We start from the raw sequence: 16,859 nt of genomic DNA, 5'->3' as shown, positions 1-16,859 counted from the left end.
TGCAGGCAGTACTGAAATGTGTTGTTTAAAATGAAAAGAATAAAGAGTGACAAGCTTGGACATACTATGCGAATATCTCCTCTCTTATTGTGTACAAGGATGTTCTGTGTCATCTGCTCAAAAATATCTTTTATTATACCTCGGCTTAATTAGCTTAATTAGCTTAATTAGCTTAATTAGCTTAACTGGCTTACAAAAATTCAAAGAGGTTGTTGATGCTTAGATTTGAGCACTGCAATGTTAAAACCTGTGCCCATGAGTTACTTGCCTTAGGTAATGACAACATGAAGATGTGGTACATGTTTGACTGGTTAACTAAACATGATGAACTGCGCTATGGTATTCAGGCCGAAATCATTAAACTTTATGCCGATGATCAGTTGGTTGGTTATGGTCTCCTTGAAAATTACGAAGCCTCTCCTGATAAAATTGTTCATCATCAAAGTATTACATATCAGGATTTAGGGGTTATTCATTTCGTTACTGTCCATAAACATCGTAATAAAGGTTATGCCACCTTGCTGGCAAATGCTTTGTATAAAGATATTATTGAACCAATGTTGGCGCGTCATCGCGATGTGCATGCTTATGTGGTTGCCACTGGCCGCGCAGTCCCGTTGATGGAGCGTACTGACATCCCATCTATTAATCTGCTTAAGCAATTTTATTCGGAAGTCTCTTTTCAAGTGAAAGTGGTGGATTACCTAAGGACACAACAAGAAAGTCTGAAAAGGCTAGATTTGGTGATCTAATTTTTAAACTTCTGAAATAAAAAACTAAGCTCGTAGGTTGTGCTCCGCGCACTTATTTTCACTGCTTGCAGTGTATAGAATTCACCTTAACGATAACTAAAGCATAGGCTATAGCAACGGGCTGTGTTTCCCCATAGACCTTCATTTCAGCAGATATTTTCGTACAAACCATTTATATTTTCTTCGTTTTTTATTGTTGCCTTTCCCTAGGCGGTAGCATAGTTAATATTTACGTCAGGTATTAAAAAATCATTTGGCTTATCGATTTATTTTCTTTTAACAGAGTCAGTATTACCTGTGTTAAATAAATGGGTTGAACAATATATCGCCTAAAAAACGTTAAATATTTTGAGTGAATGGTAAAAAATAATCAATATAAAAAGATCAGCAAGCAGGTGTCAAATTATTAACAGATACTGAAGATAAAATAATACAATTTTTCTATATTCCATCTACTGTTAAAGGATACAGAGAACCTTTTACGCATGTCATATGATGCAAGTAGGAAAAGGTTGTCTACACCACACCCGGTCAGAATGAGTTTCTGAAAAACGCGGTGAGGGTGTTTCGTTTGTGGTGTTACGCCAGAGTGAAATGTAATGAAACTTATTTTAAAAAAAAGAGCAACACTGATTTATCCTGCCAAAGTAAATTCATCTCTGTCGACTTTGTGCAGCAAATAATTCCCTACACCTCGTTGTCTGTATATAACCTTGTTAGATTCAATAAACGCAGAGAGTCAATCTGTTGTATTTAAACACAAAGGAGAAATTACATGAGAATAGTTCCAATGGTATCTTTCGCAGTCCTTATTTTGTCAGGTTGTACATCGACACCAACGGGTAATATTGATGCTTTTGGCATTGCTGCTGCTGATGTAACCAGTAAAATCGACACAGTAATAAGTGATTATAATAAAGCCAATGTTAATGACAAACTGGTTGCGATGGCTCAATCAAATAAGAAATATGTCACATCAGATATGGATCCGATTAAACAAATTATTATTCGGGATTCGGACAAAAAAAACTTCGCACTATACAAAGCTAATAATGCACTTGGAGGCTATGCCGCTTCTTTATCCGATTTAGCTAATGCGGGTTCGCGTGAAGAATTGGCATTGGCTGGCGTGAAATTGTCAACATCGCTTAAGGGAATGAATGAGCAATATAAGTCATTCAAAGAAACCGAAAGCGATTTAATAAGCGATGAAAATAGTGGAAAGATAAGCCGGGTTATTACAGAAATTTCTCGTTATTACGTTGAGTACAAAAGGGGGGAAGCACTTAAGGAAATTATAATAGCAGCAGATTCTAGTGTGCAAATAATAGGAAATATAATAAATGATCAGTTACTGATGGGCGTAATAGAAGGGCGTTTATATACAATGAAGGGAAATGAGTTGGCTGGATATTTTTCTGATTATAATACACAGACCGACGAGCTTTCATTTGCGAAAAAGAAAAAAATGCTGGATGAAATTTATGAGAAATATATCGCGATGGAATCGACAACGGCGACGGTAGTTCAAGCACAACAAGCAATATTATCTGTCATGGAAGCGCATAGTGTATTGACGGAGGAATTGAAAAAAAATCGTTTTAGCAGCCAAAATATAGCTAAATCTATTAAAAATATAAAAACTGTTCATAGGAGTTTGGACGATCTGGAAGAACTTATGAAGAGCTGTGAAACAAAGATAATATCAGATGATGAGAAAGGTATTATCTGTCAATAATCCAGCTGAAAACTCAAAAAAATAAATTATTAGGAGAACAATTATGTCTGAGTTGTCTGAATTAAACAAAGCAATTAATGCTCTAAACGATCTTTGGCCTTTGCTTGAAGGTGATGAGCAGAGAGATGTGCGTAGAGAACGGGATAAGCTAAATATTCAAGCATCAGAATTAGCCTATAAAACGCTACTGGAAAATACGCCTGAGCTAACGGCTGCCATTGATCAATTGAATCTAGTGACAAAAAATGCAATTGATGCAAAAGAGTCCATTGATGATGTTAGCAAAAGAATTAACCAGGTAGCGAAGACGATCAAAAAGGCCAGTTCCGCAGCAGTTAAAGTGGCCAAGCTATTGTTGCGTTGTAAATAGTTGCGTTGTAAATAATAACAGTCTGGACAGTTTGATAATGCAATAGCATCTTATCATTCTTCTATACCTGAGATTACCTGACATTCTTAACACAATGTGTAACTGATTTTTTTCATGTTTTTAGCATTTAAAAAATAAAATGACATTTAAAATTAAGTCGTGATATAAATTAGTCTTTGCGGCGCAGATCGGCCAAAAATGAGAAATTATATCATTTCTTAGGGCGATGGCATTTGTTGGGTTTATTTTGCAGGTTAAATAAAATTTAATTGGAGACTGATTTATGAAAGGTGTTTCGATAATAGCATTACTATTGGTATGTTTATTACCGAGTGCATTTGCACAATGGGAACTACAGGAAACCGAATAAAATCTTAACTTTGTTTCGGTTAAGAAATCAACAGTTGGTGAGGTTCACAGCTTCAGTAAAATTAATGGTTCAATTAATGATGCTGGCGAAGTGATGGTAAATATTGATCTTAGCAGTGTTGAAACAAATGTAGATATCCGTAATGAAAGAATGAAAGCAATACTATTTGAAACATCTGATTTTATGGAAGCAAAAATTAGAGGCTCTGTTAATGTAGATAAACTTTCAGAATTAAATGTGGGTGATACTTATATTGAATCCATTAAATTTAATCTTTCTCTTCACGGGGTTTCTCGTGAGATAACAAGCGATGTTCAAGTTACTTGGCGAAAGGTTGCTGGTTACTTCTCTAAAACCTTTTATTCTTAGTGCTAATGACTATGGACTCGCAGAGGGAATAGAGATGCTGCGTACAGTGGCGAATTTACCATCAATAAGCACGGTAGTACCGGTTACCTATAACTTTATCTTTAAGCAGTAAAAGATTTAACCGATCTTAATGATATTTTAAAGGACTAAAACGGTTAGCTCCCTCAATTTTCCGGGGAGTTATAAAATCAACGACTATCACCTAGTTTCACTCTCAAGCTATGTTGAATCCGCAATAGAAAATATGCAATGTAACTTTGCAATGTAACATCAATCACAGTTAGTCCCATAAATATAACAGGGTAAGCCAATCGGATGATACTGTTGTTGGTATTTTGCCGTTTATTTTTTCAATTGCTCAACTCTAATTACTCAACATGGCTTGCTAAGAACGGGCTTTGCCTTGAAGATTTATACGTGTATTAAGAGTGAAGGAGGCAGGAAAAGCACTCTTAAAACATCTGGCAAAAAATTAGCTTTCTAAGCAGTGCGGTCATTTTGAGAGCTTGATTAGAATGTGCTCGCTGTTAATTTCTATCAATCAAAACCGCAAAAATCAGGTAATCAATCTAATTAAGGGATCAAAATGGAACAGGACTTTTCAACACTAGCAACAACGGACTACGGAAATGTATTAGGTCGGGATCAATTTATTGATATATCGATACATCCTCTTTTTCAGGATATGAAACCGATATCAGGACCGGCTTATACGGTTCAATTGTCCTCTGGCGATCACCTAATGCTTCACAGTGCAATATATGAAGCGCCTGAAGGCTCAATCGTGGTTGTTGACGGTGTAGACAGTAAAAATGCTGTTGCTGGTGGTAATGTCTGTGCGATCGCTAAAAAGCGCGGTATTAAAGGCTTTGTTATTGACGGTGTAATTCGTGATTTAGGTGAAATAACCGCAATGGGCTTCCCTGTTTATGCGAAAGGTGTATTTCCTGTTCCAGGCAAGAAGCAGCAGTATTTCGAATTAGATAAACCTATTACTTGTGGCGGGGTAAAAGTTTGCCCCGGAGATATAATAGTGGCAGATATCGAAGGTATCGTTGTTATTCCAAAATATAAAGCGCTGGCAACATACCAGGCAGCGAAAGCAAAAGTGAAGTTAGAAAGTCGTATGACGCTGGGTGACTGGGAAGCTAGCCACAGGTTGAAAGTACAACAAGCAATCGAAGCGGCTAAAAAAGCCGAATAAACGTCCTAGAAAAGTTGTAGAATAACCGGTTATTTTTATAAATTTATAAAAATAAAGAAATTCTACAACCTGATTATGCTTGTGTGCTTTGTGCTTCTATTTGCAAAATCTGTTTGTCTATTTTCTCAGCCTCGGCACTTAGCTCAGAATACTTTTTTATGTCACCCTTTCTTTGTGCCTGCATAGCTTCTTCTAACTTTATAGAGAGAAGTTTATTTAATTTTTTTTTGGGGTCGGATTTAAATATTGAAAACATGAATTACTCCGTTTAGTTTTTTATCTTCTCATATATATACGGTTCAATTGTCATCTTGGTTTACTGTTTTTAGAAAAAAATAATAAGTCATTTAAAATAACTATAAACAGTGAGCTATCTAGCTAACTTTTCATTTTAGCCTCTCAAAAAATCTATTTATAAAGTGTTTTATGCATTCACTCTGGAAATCCGATCAATTGATTTCTTCATATTGGGGCTGTACTTTTAAATAGGCAATATCGCCTGTCGATAGTGGGCTGATCTCGCATTTCTAAAAACAGTTAGCTTATTATTATATTAAATAAATTAAGCAAAAAAAAGCCAGCAATTAATGCTGGCTTTTTTTATTATAAATAAAGAGCTAAGTTTAGAAATCTGCACTGCCCGGTGCACGCGGGAAGGCGATCACATCACGAATATTTTGCACCCCGGTCACATAGGACACTAAGCGTTCAAAACCCAGACCAAAACCTGCATGTGGCACAGTGCCGTATTTACGCAGATCTCGATACCAGCTATAATCTTCTTTGTTGATGCCCATTTCGTCAAAACGTTTATCCAGCGCGACTAAGTCTTCTTCACGCTGACTGCCACCAATGATTTCACCAATCCCGGGTGCTAAGACATCCATTGCAGCAACAGTTTTACCATCTGCATTTAATTTCATGTAGAAGGCTTTAATGTCTTTCGGATAGTTTTGTAAAATAACCGGTGCACCAACATGTACTTCAGCAAGGTAACGTTCATGCTCAGATTGTAAATCGACACCCCATGCAACGGGGAATTCAAATTCTTTACCGCAGTTTTGCAGTATTTCAATCGCATCGGTGTAATCCATGCGCACGAATTCTGAACTGACTATTTTTTCTAAACGCGTAATAGCTTCTTTATCGACACGTTGTGCAAAGAAAGCCATGTCATCGGCACGTTCAGTTAATACGGCATTAAAGACATATTTAAGCATATCTTCAGCGAGTTGTGCTGCATCGGCTAAATCTGCAAAGGCAATTTCAGGTTCAACCATCCAAAACTCCGCCAGATGGCGTGTTGTATGGGAATTTTCTGCCCGGAAAGTTGGACCAAAAGTGTATACCTTGCTTAAGGCGCAGGCATAGGTTTCTGCATTTAGCTGACCCGATACCGTTAAGAACGTTTCTTTACCAAAAAAGTCTTTTTTATAATCAATCGCACCCGTGTCATTTCTCGGCAAATTTTCTAAATCCAGCGTGCTGACGCGGAACATTTCGCCAGCGCCTTCAGCATCACTACCGGTAATGATGGGGGTACTTATCCAGTTAAAACCTTTTTCATAAAAGAAGTTGTGCATCGCATGTGACAGGCAGTTACGAACCCGTGTTACCGCACCAAACATATTAGTACGTGCGCGCAGATGTGCATGCTCGCGCATATATTCAATGCTATGACGTTTTGCCGACATTGGATAGGTATCTGGATCTTGAACAAAACCTAATACCTCAACCTGCGTTGCCTGAATTTCAAATTGTTGACCTTTCCCCGGGCTTTCAACTAACTCGCCCGTGACTTGCACAGAACAACCTGCGGTCAAATTGAGCACTTCATCGCTGTAATTTTCTAATGCGGCAGGAACAACAGCCTGAATAGGGTCAAAACATGAACCATCATAAATAGCTAAAAAAGAAATACCGGCTTTTGAATCGCGACGAGTACGAATCCAGCCTTGAACTGTTACTTCTGTACCGATCGGGAATTTACTGTTGAATATTTCAACAATCGCTGTTTTTGACATCAGAATTAGTGCTCCATAATCACCATTGGCAGTGATTTAACGTTAAAAATAATAGGAGCATATATTACCTAGGCTAGGCTTAGATACAAGCCTATCCTTAAATAATACAGCAGTTTTTATGATACTTTTAACGAATGATAAAAACAGAATTTATTAATAATCAGTTAATTACTCCTCATTTTTACTGATCACCTGCTTAATCTTCTGCTTTAAAAATACGGGAAGTCGTTTTTTACAGCTCAACTGCTTCTTCATTAATAATGCTGTAAATGGCGTGGCACAATAGTTGTAACTGCTCTGGGGTAATAATATAGGGGGGCATAATATAAATAAGCTTGCCAAAGGGCCGTATCCACACTCCAAGCTCTACAAATTTTTTCTGCACTATGGCGACATCGACTGCTTTTTTAAGTTCTACAACCCCGATTGCACCCAGCACACGAACAGACTTCACCTGCTCAAGTTCGATGCAGGGAGCCAGATAATGCTTTAAGCTTGTCTCAATGTTTAATACGGTTGTTTGCCAGTCGAAGGCTAAGAGTTTCTCAATATTTGCATTGGCCACGGCACAGGCAAGCGGATTGCCCATAAAGGTCGGCCCGTGCATAAATACTCCGGCTTTACCGCGGCTGATGGTTTCGGCTATTTCGGAAGTGGCTAAAGTCGCCGCTAAACTCATATAACCGCCGGTAATGGCTTTACCGACACAGATAATATCGGGACTGATATCGGCATGTTCACAGGCAAAGAGTTTACCGGTACGGCCAAAACCCGTTGCAATTTCATCGGCAATCAATAACAGCTCATATTTATCACACAGCGCCCGAACGCCTTTTAAATACTCACTGTGGTAAAAATACATCCCACCCGCGCCCTGCACTATAGGTTCGAGAATAATAGCCGCAATATTGGCTTGATTATTTTCAACCAGCAGGGTGATTTCATCAAGTGCAGTAGCATCCCAAGGCTGGTCAAAGGCAATCCCTGGTTGAGGGGCAAATAACTGTTTGGCTAAAAAGTCATGATAAAGCTCATGCATAGAGCCTTCGGGGTCAGTCACACTCATTGCGCCAAAAGTATCACCATGATAACCATTGCGCACAGTTAAAAATTGGCTTTTAGGTTTTTCTAATGCGTGCCAATATTGCAAGGCCATTTTCAAAGCCACTTCGACACTGACGCTGCCCGAATCCGATAAAAAAACTTTCTCCAATCCTGCGGGGGTAATTGCCACTAATTTTTTAGCTAGATCAATAGCAGGTTGATGGGTTAAGCCGCCAAACATAACGTGCGACATTTTATCAATTTGCTGTTTTGCGGCAGTGTTTAATTCCGGCACATTATAACCAAATAAACAGGCCCACCAGGATGACATACCATCAATTAATTGCTTGCCATTATCCAGGGTCAATAAGCATTTATCTGCCGAAACAACCGCGTAACAGGGCAGTGGATTAATCATTGAGGTATAGGGATGCCATAAATGTTTATTATCATATTGCAGGTCAAGGCTCATAACGGTCACTTATTAGTCAGATGTAAAGATATAATCTCGTAAAAGTTGACAGTGTATCTTTCCACATTAAACTAACCAAACAATTTAAGGGCAATTAAAGATAATAGAGGGAACTAGATGATAAATACCACGATAATTCGCTCAAATAGAACGGTTTCAGAAATTGATCAACTGTTTTTATTGCCGTTTATAGACAACTGCTTTCTCAAGCTCAAATGACGCATAGAATTTAACTAACTAATTATTTTAACGGTAATAGAGGGAACTAAATGATAAATAACACAGAAATTCGCCAAAACTGGACGGTTGCAGAAGTTGATCAACTGTTTGAAATGCCGTTTATGGATCTGGTTTTTCAAGCGCAAACGACGCACCGGGCAAACTTCCCTTTAAACGAAGTGCAGGTGAGTACTCTATTGTCGATTAAAACCGGGGCTTGTCCTGAAGACTGTAAATATTGCCCGCAAAGTGCACGTTATAATACCGGGCTTGCAAAAGAACAGTTAATTGAAGTTGCCAAAGTAGTTAAGGCCGCTAAAGAGGCAAAAGCAACGGGCTCAACCCGTTTTTGTATGGGCGCTGCATGGAAGAACCCTAAACAAAGAGATATGCCTTACTTGCTGGACATGATCAAAGAGGTGAGAGCATTAGGCCTTGAGTCATGTATGACGCTAGGGATGTTAGATAATAATCAAGCTGAACAGCTTTCGAATGCGGGTTTAGATTATTACAATCATAACTTAGATACCTCACCTGAATATTATGACAAAATCATCACTACCCGGACTTATCAGGATCGCCTTGATACGCTGGAGAATGTGCGTAATTCCGGTATGAAAGTCTGCAGCGGTGGCATTGTTGGTTTAGGGGAAGCTGGCTCAGACCGCTCCGGTTTATTGGTACAACTTGCCAATCTGCCTCAGCAACCTGAAAGTGTGCCCATTAATAAATTAGTGAAGGTCAAAGGCACACCACTTGAAAATGCCGATGACCTTGATGATTTTACTTTTATTAAAACCATTGCTATCGCACGACTCTTAATGCCCAAGTCTCACGTGCGCTTATCTGCCGGCCGTGACGATATGAATGAACAAACCCAAGCGTTATGCTTTATGGCTGGTGCCAATTCAATTTTTTACGGTTGCAAATTATTAACCACTGCAAATCCCGATGAAAATTCAGATACGCGTTTATTTGAAAAATTGGGAATAAACAAAGAAGCGATTAATTTCTCTCCCTCTGAAGCTGAAAAAAAGGTGGATGCCGCGATCGTACGTTTTAATGAAAAAGATGAGCTGTTTTTTGACGCTACCAGTAAAGCATAAACCATGGCATTTGATTTTATTACTGAGCAACTAGCTGAGCGCCATCGACAGGGGTTGTATCGCTGCTCAACCAGTATGTCGGGTGCACAGGGCCGTTTGCTTCATGTTGCCGATAAAACCTACTTAAATTTTTCAAGCAATGATTATTTAGGGATGGCGGCGGATCCAAAGCTTATCAAAGCCTGGCAGAAGGGGGCTGAGCTTTACGGTATAGGAAGTGGCGGCTCTTATCTGGTGACCGGGTTTAACCAGACACATCAGGCACTGTGTGATCAGCTGAAATTATGGTTAGGAGTTGAATCCGTCGCCCTGTTTAGCTCCGGTTATTCGGCTAATCAGGCGATTATCAAACTGCTTCTGAAAAAACCGGATCTGTTATTTCAGGATAAGCTTAATCACGCCTCCTTAATGGAAGCTGCGCTTTTATCTGATTGTACAATGCGACGTTTTAAGCACAATAATGTGGATCATCTGGAAAGTTTGTTAAGTATTAGCAATAAGAGCAGTACGCTTGATGGCAATAAGTTAATTATCAGTGAAGGCGTCTTTAGCATGGACGGTGATACCGCCCCGGTTAATACTTTACATGCAACGGCTAAAAAATATGATGCCTGGTTAATGATTGATGATGCCCACGGTTTAGGGGTAGTAGGTGAAAATGGTAAAGGCAGCGTGGAGGCTTGTGGTATTGCTAATAAGAATCTACAAATATATATGGCAACGTTCGGTAAAGCGTTAGGCGTTGGCGGCGCTTTTGTTGCGGGCAGTAAAGAGTTGATAAATTATATTAACAATTTTTCTAAACCCTATATTTACAGCACCGGCCTGCCTCCTGCGATGGCTTATACCATTACTCAAGCTGCAAAAATGGCAGAAACACAGGATTGGCGGCGTGATAAATTGCAGGTGTTAATAACCACCTTTAGAAAGACAGCAACAAACTTGGGTATCAGCCTGACAGACTCGCAGACGGCTATTCAGCCTATTATTATTGGAGACAGTGTTAAAACGCTGCAGATAGCGGATAAATTAAAAACCCTTGGATTTTGGACGACGGCTATTCGTCCTCCTACTGTGGCTGTCGGTACCGCCCGGTTAAGAATTACATTAACAGTAAATCACGAAGAGAATGATGTTGTGCAGTTAGTTAATGCAATATACCGGGTGCTTAATGACAAATAGTATGAAGTTCAATATAAATAAAATACTGGTAGTTAACTCCTTAACAGTGAATGGAATATATAGAGCGCTTCATGACAAATAGTGTGAAATTTACAATAGATAAAATCGCAGTCGCTAACTCTTTTTCTAAAGCGGCATCACATTATGATCAATTTGCACAGTTACAACGTGATATTGGTAATAAGCTTTTTACTTCATTATCTTCATTAGAAACCTGTTCATTAGAAAACAGGGAGCCGGGCACTTGTTTGGATCTTGGCTGTGGAACCGGCTACTTTAGTGAAAAGTTAATTAATGAACAGAAGATTAAATCAATTATTTGCTTTGATCTATCGAGCGGTATGCTTAACTTTTTACAACATAATCGTGATTTGTCTCTGTGCTGTATACAGGGGGATATGGACTTTATACCTTTTTCTGATAATCAATTCTCCACTATATTTTCAAACTTGGCTGTTCAGTGGAGTAGTGATCTTAGTCAGATGCTGATCCAATTAAAACGTATCTTAGTTTCAGGTGGGGAATTAAATTTTTCAACTCTATTAGCAGGATCATTAAAAGAGTTAAGTGATGCCTGGTTAACGCTTGATCACTATCCGCATACTAATACCTTTTTAACCCTGGCAAATATTCAAGATATGTTAGAAAAAGTGGGTTTCACTAAAGTGACCATTAAAACCGAAACTATTACTCTTTATTATAAAAATGTGCTCGATCTGATGCGTGATCTAAAGGGGATAGGGGCTAATCAGGTACATGGACATCACCTGCATAAATCACAAGGGCGCTCTTTAATCAATAAACTTGAATTGGGTTATGCCAAAGATAAGACCAGATCTGGTTTATTACCTCTTTCTTATCAAGTTTGTTATATAAAAGCGGTTAAATAATATGAACGTTAGCGTTGTTAACATAATTACTACATTGTTGCATATCAAGTTTGTTATATAAAAGTGGTTAAATAATATAAAGGTTAGCGTTGTTAACATAATTACTACATTGTTGCGTATCAAGTTTGTTATATAAAAGCGGTTAAATAATATGAACGTTAGCGTTGTTAACATAATTACTACATTGTTGCGTATCAAGTTTATTGTATAAAGGCGATCTAAATAATATAAACGCTAATTGTAAAACCGCATAAACTTTATATCTTCTTTCCAGCAAGTTAATTACTCAAAAGTGATCAAATAATATGCAACCTTTTTTAACACCTGATATTTATTTTGTAACCGGAACAGATACTGATGTGGGTAAAACAGTTTGTTGTCAAGCTTTGTTACAAGCTGCTAATAAACAAAAACTTCGTACCTTAGCCTACAAGCCTATCGCGGCAGGATGTGAGCAAACTCCATACGGATTACGTAATCATGATGCGCAGCTTCTGCAAAAGACCTGTAATCTGGAAGTTGCTTATAAATGGGTTAATCCAATTGCGTTTACACCGGCTATCGCGCCACATATCGCTGCACAATTAGAAAATAAACCCATTGAACAGTCTTATATTTCTCAAGGTTTGGAAAGATTAAAGTCCTTGGAGAGTGATTTAATTATTGTTGAAGGGGCTGGTGGATGGCGTTTACCATTAAGTGCGGATGAAACGCTATCAGATTGGGTAGCAACACAAAAATTATCAGTTATATTGGTAGTGGGTATGAAATTGGGGTGTTTAAATCATGCGATTTTAACCTATGAAAGTATTCTTAATGATGGATTAAAGGTAGTGGGGTGGATAGCCAATCAAGTCGAAAAGAACATGCCTTTTTATACCTTAAATATAGAAATGTTAAAACATAAGATTAACGCGCCTATGATCGCAGAAATTCCTTATTTACACAATATAAACGAACAGGATCTCTCTTCTTATGTTTATTTTAATTTCGCAACTAATGAGATGATTTGAGTCGCACTTTCTTTTGTATTGACAAAAACCAGGGCGGTTTCGCTCGATTTTATTGAAATAAAAACAAACACTTTTTATAAACTACAAAATATTATTTATGGCTGGTGGATAAATGCCATAAATAATATTTTAAGTTTTTAACAAACAGACCCAATCTACGGCCTGATTAATCACCCGTCAAACAGACCCAACCTACTATTTATGTAAAATTCGTATATCACATTGAACAGTAAATAAACGATGAAAAATTGTTTTTTATATAAAGTGGGTAAGAGTTAACCAGTCATTCAACAAAAACATAACATATGAACATTCGTTATGCATTCCTCAGATAGATATCAGTTATAATCAGGCTTAATAAGTAGTTATGTTTAACAAGAAGGAATTATCATGAAACACCCTATTAAATTAATTATTGCAGCAGCAGTTGCAGTATCCAGTCTTATTACCGTTCCCGCATTTGCGAAAGAAACAGTCAAAGTAGGCATGTCAGGTAATTATGTCCCTTTCACTTTTTCAGAAAAAGACGTATTACAAGGTTTTGAAGTTGATCTCTGGAATGAAATTGCATTACGTGCTGATTATGACGTGAAGTTTGTTTTATCAAGTTTTTCAGGCTTGTTCGGAATGCTTGAAGCTGGCCATATTGATACTATTTCTAACCAAATAACGATTACGCCTGCACGTTTAGAGCAGTATGCCTTTACAACTCCGTATGTAGTTGATGGCGTTCAAATTGTTACTAAAAAGGGTCGTGAAGATATAAATTCAGTTGCTGATCTTAAAGGTAAAAAAGTAGCAGTGAATTTAGGCAGTAATTTTGAAGAGACATTACGCGCTCTGGATCCTAAACAAGAAATCGATATTATTACTTATGATACAGGTTTCGTACAGGATGTTGTTATAGGGCGGACTGATGCTTTTATTATGGATCGTGTTGGCTCTGCGGCTTTAATCAAAAAATCGGGTTTACCTTTAAAGCTTGCAGGACAACCCTTTGAAAAGATAGAAAACGCAATGCCATTTCTAAACAAACCTGAACAGTTAGCTATCAGAGATAAAGTGAACGCGGCATTATTAAGTATGAAAAATGACGGCACATTAGCGAAAATTTCTGTTAAATGGTTAGGTTCAGACGTAACCCAATAAACCTCATCATTACCTCAGGTACTGAGAGTATCAGTACCTGCATATTTTTTAATCTCCACACGAGCCATTTTCTATGCAAATGTCATTAGATGTTCAATATATTCTTGAACTATTACCTATCTTACTTAAATACCTTAGCGTCACCATGGAAATGGCCCTGTTGGGTTTTTGCTTTGCAATCATACTCGCTGTTATTTTAGCGGTAGTGCGCGTATTTAAGATACCCTTATTGCACAACCTGGCGAGTGTCTTTATCTCGTTTTTTCGTGGTACGCCTCTGTTAGTACAACTTTTTTTATTGTATTACGGTTTACCCCAAGTGATGCCTATATTTGCAGGCGTAGATGCCTTTAGCGCAGCTATCATTGGTTTAACATTACATTTTTCAGCCTATATGGCTGAAAGTATTCGTGCCGCCATTATGGGTGTAGATAAAAGTCAGATGGAAGCTTGTTTAAGTATTGGTATGACAAGATTACAAGCAATGCGCAGAATAATATTACCGCAAGCCGCTCGGGTCGCAACGCCTTCTTTAATGAATTATTTCATTGATATGATCAAAAGTACTTCCTTGGCATTTACGCTGGGAGTGGCGGAAATAATGGCTAAAGCGCAAATGGAAGCCTCATCAAGCTTTAAATACTTTGAAAGTTATTTAGCCGTTGCGCTTATTTACTGGGCTGTTATTGAATTATTTTCGCGTCTGCAGCATTATCTTGAAATTCGTATGAGTAGAGCTTACTAATGATTAGAGTACAAAATCTAAGCAAAAAATTTGCTGATAACATAGTATTAAATGGGATTGATTTCGAAGTTGAACATGGCGAAATCGTGGTCATTATCGGTCCATCTGGTACTGGGAAATCAACATTATTACGCTGTTTAAATTATCTGGAAATCCCTACATCAGGGATGATTGAGATAGCGGGAGTAAAAGTCGACAGTGCAACCGCGACAGCAACACAAATCACCAATCTGCGAAAAAAGAGTAGCTTTGTATTTCAAAACTACTCTTTATTTTCCAATAAAACCGCACTACAAAATGTTGCAGAAAGTTTGATCACCGTTTGGAAAGAGCCAAAATCAGCTGCTTTAAAACATGCTGAAACTATTTTACGACAAGTGGGGCTTAGCGAAAAAATCAACCAATATCCATCGCAATTATCAGGTGGTCAGCAACAACGAGTTGGCATTGCGCGTGCAATGGCTGCAAAAGGGGAAGTTATTCTGTTTGATGAACCAACCTCGTCGCTGGATCCTGAATGGGTTGATGAAGTGTTAGCGGTAATGAAGCAATTAGCAGTGCAAAAACAGACCATGATCATTGTTACCCATGAGATGCAGTTTGCGCGAGAGGTTGCTAATAGAGTTATCTTTATGGAAGGCGGTAATATCGTCGAGCAGGGCACGCCAAAACAGATATTTGAAAACCCGCAACATCAACGCACCAAAGAATTTGTTGGCCGTTCTGCAAAACAAAATCTATCTGCACTTGATTCCGCAATGCTTTAACTTTTTGATAAAGAAGCACCTACAAAAAAGCCTTTTATAAGTACATAAAAGGCTTTTTTATAATGAGCAGATCTTATTATTTGTTAACTAACAAATAATAAGAAATACTAGTCTTGACGACTTGTAACTTCTAATAAGTGGTAACCGAACTGAGTTTTAACGGGACCCTGAACAGAACCTACGTCTGCACTAAATACCACCGCATCAAATTCTGGCACCATCATACCTGGTCCAAATTCTCCTAACGCGCCGCCTTGAGCACCCGATGGACATGAAGAGTGTTTTTTAGCAAGATCAGCGAAATCAGTACCCGCTTCAATTTGTTGTTTAATATCGAGACAGCTTTCTTCAGAACTTACTAATATATGACGAGCACTTGCTAGAGCCATTTTATTTTCCTTTTGAGTTATGTAATCAACAACGATAAATTATTTTGACTCATCAAGCAAACCGTTATTAGTTTGATTTTAATATTTATTTTTAATCACCTATTGAAAAACCAAATTATAGCCATATTATGTCTTTATTGATTTATCCATCTTGAGGTTTTTATGAAACGTATCGCTTTATTTTTACTAACAAACTTAGCTGTTATGCTGGTCTTAGGTATTGTACTGAGTTTGGTTTTTAGGTTTACGGGATTAGATTCACGCAGTCTCGGAGGTCTACTCCTATTGGCCGCTGTTTTCGGTTTTGGAGGATCATTTATCTCTTTAGCTATGTCAAAGTGGATAGCAAAACGCAGTACTGGTGCAGTGGTCATTACACAACCCAATAATGAAACTGAAAACTGGCTTGTTAATACCGTTGCAGCGCAAGCTAAAAAGGCTGGAATTCGCTGTCCTGAAGTGGCCATTTATGATGCGCCGGATATGAATGCTTTTGCCACCGGTATGAATAAAAACAAAGCCTTAGTTGCCGTTAGCTCTGGTTTATTGCAATCTATGACACGCGATGAAGCAGAAGCTGTTTTAGCCCATGAAGTGAGTCATATTGCCAGCGGTGATATGGTAACAATGACGCTACTTCAAGGCGTGGTAAATACCTTTGTTATCTTTATTGCCCGTGTTTTAGGGAATATTATTGACAGTGCGCTAAACAATAATAATTCTGAATCTGAGGGGCGTGGGTTTTCTTATTATATTATTGTGTTTATTTTAGAAATGATCTTTGGCGTACTGGCAAGTACGATCGTAATGTACTACTCCCGCCAACGAGAATTTAGTGCAGATTCTGGTGCCGCTAGATTAGTAGGGAAAAACAAAATGATCGCTGCATTACAGCGTTTACAAAAAAGTTCTGAGCCTCATTTGGAGGGTAATATGATGGCATTTGGTATTTCAGGAAAATCCAGCGGCGGATTATTTATGTCTCACCCGCCCTTAGAAAGTCGCATTAAAGCACTACAAGAAGCATAATGACTTATTAGTGCTATTAAATATAAA

General features: G+C 38.1%; 16 protein-coding genes and 2 pseudogenes. 14 read left to right on the top strand and 4 right to left on the bottom strand.

Annotated features, from left to right (window positions below):
• Nucleotides 1-215 precede the first annotated feature (215 nt).
• From PING_RS10040 to PING_RS10020, 6 genes and pseudogenes are all read left to right on the top strand, one after another.
• Nucleotides 216-752 carry a GNAT family N-acetyltransferase gene (locus PING_RS10040; RefSeq protein ID WP_011770263.1) on the top strand — a complete coding sequence of 179 codons (537 nt, stop codon included), beginning with the start codon at nucleotides 216-218 and terminating at the stop codon, nucleotides 750-752.
• A 775-nt stretch (nucleotides 753-1,527) separates the two neighbouring features.
• On the top strand, nucleotides 1,528-2,490 hold the full coding sequence (locus tag PING_RS10035) for a hypothetical protein (RefSeq protein WP_011770262.1): 963 nt from the start codon (nucleotides 1,528-1,530) through the stop codon (nucleotides 2,488-2,490).
• A gap of 43 nt (nucleotides 2,491-2,533) precedes the next feature.
• Complete coding sequence (locus PING_RS10030) at nucleotides 2,534-2,860, top strand: hypothetical protein (protein WP_011770261.1); 327 nt, start codon at nucleotides 2,534-2,536, stop codon at nucleotides 2,858-2,860.
• Between the two features lie 415 nt (nucleotides 2,861-3,275).
• Nucleotides 3,276-3,599: pseudogene (locus PING_RS19490) on the top strand (YceI family protein); the annotation flags it as partial.
• A 366-nt stretch (nucleotides 3,600-3,965) separates the two neighbouring features.
• Nucleotides 3,966-4,072 (top strand): annotated as a pseudogene (locus PING_RS21405) (GNAT family N-acetyltransferase); the annotation flags it as partial.
• A gap of 113 nt (nucleotides 4,073-4,185) precedes the next feature.
• Nucleotides 4,186-4,803 carry an RraA family protein gene (locus PING_RS10020; RefSeq protein WP_011770260.1) on the top strand — a complete coding sequence of 206 codons (618 nt, stop codon included), beginning with the start codon at nucleotides 4,186-4,188 and terminating at the stop codon, nucleotides 4,801-4,803.
• A gap of 73 nt (nucleotides 4,804-4,876) precedes the next feature.
• Here the strand turns inward: PING_RS10020 and PING_RS10015 are convergent, their stop codons facing one another.
• The 3 genes from PING_RS10015 to bioA form a co-directional block, all read right to left on the bottom strand.
• A complete protein-coding gene (locus PING_RS10015) occupies nucleotides 4,877-5,059 on the bottom strand; it encodes a DUF6435 family protein (protein WP_011770259.1) in 183 nt (60 codons plus the stop codon).
• Nucleotides 5,060-5,426: 367 nt separating this feature from the next.
• A complete protein-coding gene (asnS, locus tag PING_RS10010; protein ID WP_011770258.1) occupies nucleotides 5,427-6,827 on the bottom strand; it encodes an asparagine--tRNA ligase in 1,401 nt (466 codons plus the stop codon).
• 232 nt (nucleotides 6,828-7,059) lie between these two features.
• Complete coding sequence (bioA, locus tag PING_RS10005; RefSeq protein ID WP_011770257.1) at nucleotides 7,060-8,343, bottom strand: adenosylmethionine--8-amino-7-oxononanoate transaminase; 1,284 nt, start codon at nucleotides 8,341-8,343, stop codon at nucleotides 7,060-7,062.
• A gap of 269 nt (nucleotides 8,344-8,612) precedes the next feature.
• Here bioA and bioB point away from each other — a divergent pair, with 269 nt between their 5' ends.
• The 7 genes from bioB to PING_RS09970 all read left to right on the top strand — a co-directional run bounded on the left by bioB (nucleotide 8,613) and on the right by PING_RS09970 (nucleotide 15,414).
• Nucleotides 8,613-9,668, top strand: coding sequence for a biotin synthase BioB (gene bioB / locus PING_RS10000; protein ID WP_011770256.1), 1,056 nt, complete (start codon nucleotides 8,613-8,615; stop codon nucleotides 9,666-9,668).
• Nucleotides 9,669-9,671: 3 nt separating this feature from the next.
• Nucleotides 9,672-10,850: an 8-amino-7-oxononanoate synthase gene (gene bioF, locus PING_RS09995; protein WP_011770255.1), complete on the top strand. Its 1,179-nt coding sequence runs from the start codon at nucleotides 9,672-9,674 to the stop codon at nucleotides 10,848-10,850.
• A 71-nt stretch (nucleotides 10,851-10,921) separates the two neighbouring features.
• Nucleotides 10,922-11,740, top strand: coding sequence for a malonyl-ACP O-methyltransferase BioC (gene bioC / locus PING_RS09990; protein WP_041766343.1), 819 nt, complete (start codon nucleotides 10,922-10,924; stop codon nucleotides 11,738-11,740).
• Between the two features lie 305 nt (nucleotides 11,741-12,045).
• Nucleotides 12,046-12,753, top strand: coding sequence for a dethiobiotin synthase (gene bioD, locus PING_RS09985; protein WP_011770253.1), 708 nt, complete (start codon nucleotides 12,046-12,048; stop codon nucleotides 12,751-12,753).
• Between the two features lie 390 nt (nucleotides 12,754-13,143).
• Entirely contained in the window at nucleotides 13,144-13,902 is a 759-nt protein-coding gene (locus PING_RS09980; RefSeq protein ID WP_011770252.1) for an amino acid ABC transporter substrate-binding protein, read from the top strand.
• Between the two features lie 73 nt (nucleotides 13,903-13,975).
• Complete coding sequence (locus tag PING_RS09975; RefSeq protein WP_011770251.1) at nucleotides 13,976-14,647, top strand: amino acid ABC transporter permease; 672 nt, start codon at nucleotides 13,976-13,978, stop codon at nucleotides 14,645-14,647.
• Nucleotides 14,647-15,414: an amino acid ABC transporter ATP-binding protein gene (locus tag PING_RS09970; RefSeq protein WP_011770250.1), complete on the top strand. Its 768-nt coding sequence runs from the start codon at nucleotides 14,647-14,649 to the stop codon at nucleotides 15,412-15,414. Before PING_RS09975 ends, PING_RS09970 begins: the two co-directional genes overlap by 1 nt.
• Nucleotides 15,415-15,521: 107 nt before the next feature.
• Here PING_RS09970 and PING_RS09965 read toward each other — a convergent pair whose 3' ends face one another.
• A complete protein-coding gene (locus PING_RS09965) occupies nucleotides 15,522-15,803 on the bottom strand; it encodes a peptidylprolyl isomerase (protein ID WP_011770249.1) in 282 nt (93 codons plus the stop codon).
• Nucleotides 15,804-15,965: 162 nt separating this feature from the next.
• On the opposite strand from PING_RS09965, the gene htpX reads away from it, so the two are divergent.
• Nucleotides 15,966-16,832: a protease HtpX gene (gene htpX / locus PING_RS09960; protein ID WP_011770248.1), complete on the top strand. Its 867-nt coding sequence runs from the start codon at nucleotides 15,966-15,968 to the stop codon at nucleotides 16,830-16,832.
• Nucleotides 16,833-16,859: the final 27 nt, after the last annotated feature.

Source organism: Psychromonas ingrahamii 37 (assembly GCF_000015285.1).
GTDB lineage: Bacteria > Pseudomonadota > Gammaproteobacteria > Enterobacterales > Psychromonadaceae > Psychromonas > Psychromonas ingrahamii.
This window is presented reverse-complemented; position numbering and strand designations above follow the sequence as displayed.

Excerpts from the sequence above, each read along its gene's own strand:
- PING_RS09965 (WP_011770249.1), bottom strand. The coding sequence starts at position 15,803 with ATGGCTCTAGCAAGTGCTCGTCATATATTAGTAAGTTCTGAAGAAAGC.
- bioB (WP_011770256.1), top strand. The coding sequence starts at position 8,613 with ATGATAAATAACACAGAAATTCGCCAAAACTGGACGGTTGCAGAAGTT.
- PING_RS09980 (WP_011770252.1), top strand. The coding sequence starts at position 13,144 with ATGAAACACCCTATTAAATTAATTATTGCAGCAGCAGTTGCAGTATCC.
- PING_RS10020 (WP_011770260.1), top strand. The coding sequence starts at position 4,186 with ATGGAACAGGACTTTTCAACACTAGCAACAACGGACTACGGAAATGTA.
- PING_RS09970 (WP_011770250.1), top strand. The coding sequence starts at position 14,647 with ATGATTAGAGTACAAAATCTAAGCAAAAAATTTGCTGATAACATAGTA.
- PING_RS10040 (WP_011770263.1), top strand. The coding sequence starts at position 216 with ATGCTTAGATTTGAGCACTGCAATGTTAAAACCTGTGCCCATGAGTTA.
- bioD (WP_011770253.1), top strand. The coding sequence starts at position 12,046 with ATGCAACCTTTTTTAACACCTGATATTTATTTTGTAACCGGAACAGAT.
- PING_RS10030 (WP_011770261.1), top strand. The coding sequence starts at position 2,534 with ATGTCTGAGTTGTCTGAATTAAACAAAGCAATTAATGCTCTAAACGAT.
- htpX (WP_011770248.1), top strand. The coding sequence starts at position 15,966 with ATGAAACGTATCGCTTTATTTTTACTAACAAACTTAGCTGTTATGCTG.
- bioC (WP_041766343.1), top strand. The coding sequence starts at position 10,922 with ATGACAAATAGTGTGAAATTTACAATAGATAAAATCGCAGTCGCTAAC.
- bioA (WP_011770257.1), bottom strand. The coding sequence starts at position 8,343 with ATGAGCCTTGACCTGCAATATGATAATAAACATTTATGGCATCCCTAT.
- PING_RS10035 (WP_011770262.1), top strand. The coding sequence starts at position 1,528 with ATGAGAATAGTTCCAATGGTATCTTTCGCAGTCCTTATTTTGTCAGGT.
- PING_RS10015 (WP_011770259.1), bottom strand. The coding sequence starts at position 5,059 with ATGTTTTCAATATTTAAATCCGACCCCAAAAAAAAATTAAATAAACTT.
- bioF (WP_011770255.1), top strand. The coding sequence starts at position 9,672 with ATGGCATTTGATTTTATTACTGAGCAACTAGCTGAGCGCCATCGACAG.
- PING_RS09975 (WP_011770251.1), top strand. The coding sequence starts at position 13,976 with ATGCAAATGTCATTAGATGTTCAATATATTCTTGAACTATTACCTATC.
- asnS (WP_011770258.1), bottom strand. The coding sequence starts at position 6,827 with ATGTCAAAAACAGCGATTGTTGAAATATTCAACAGTAAATTCCCGATC.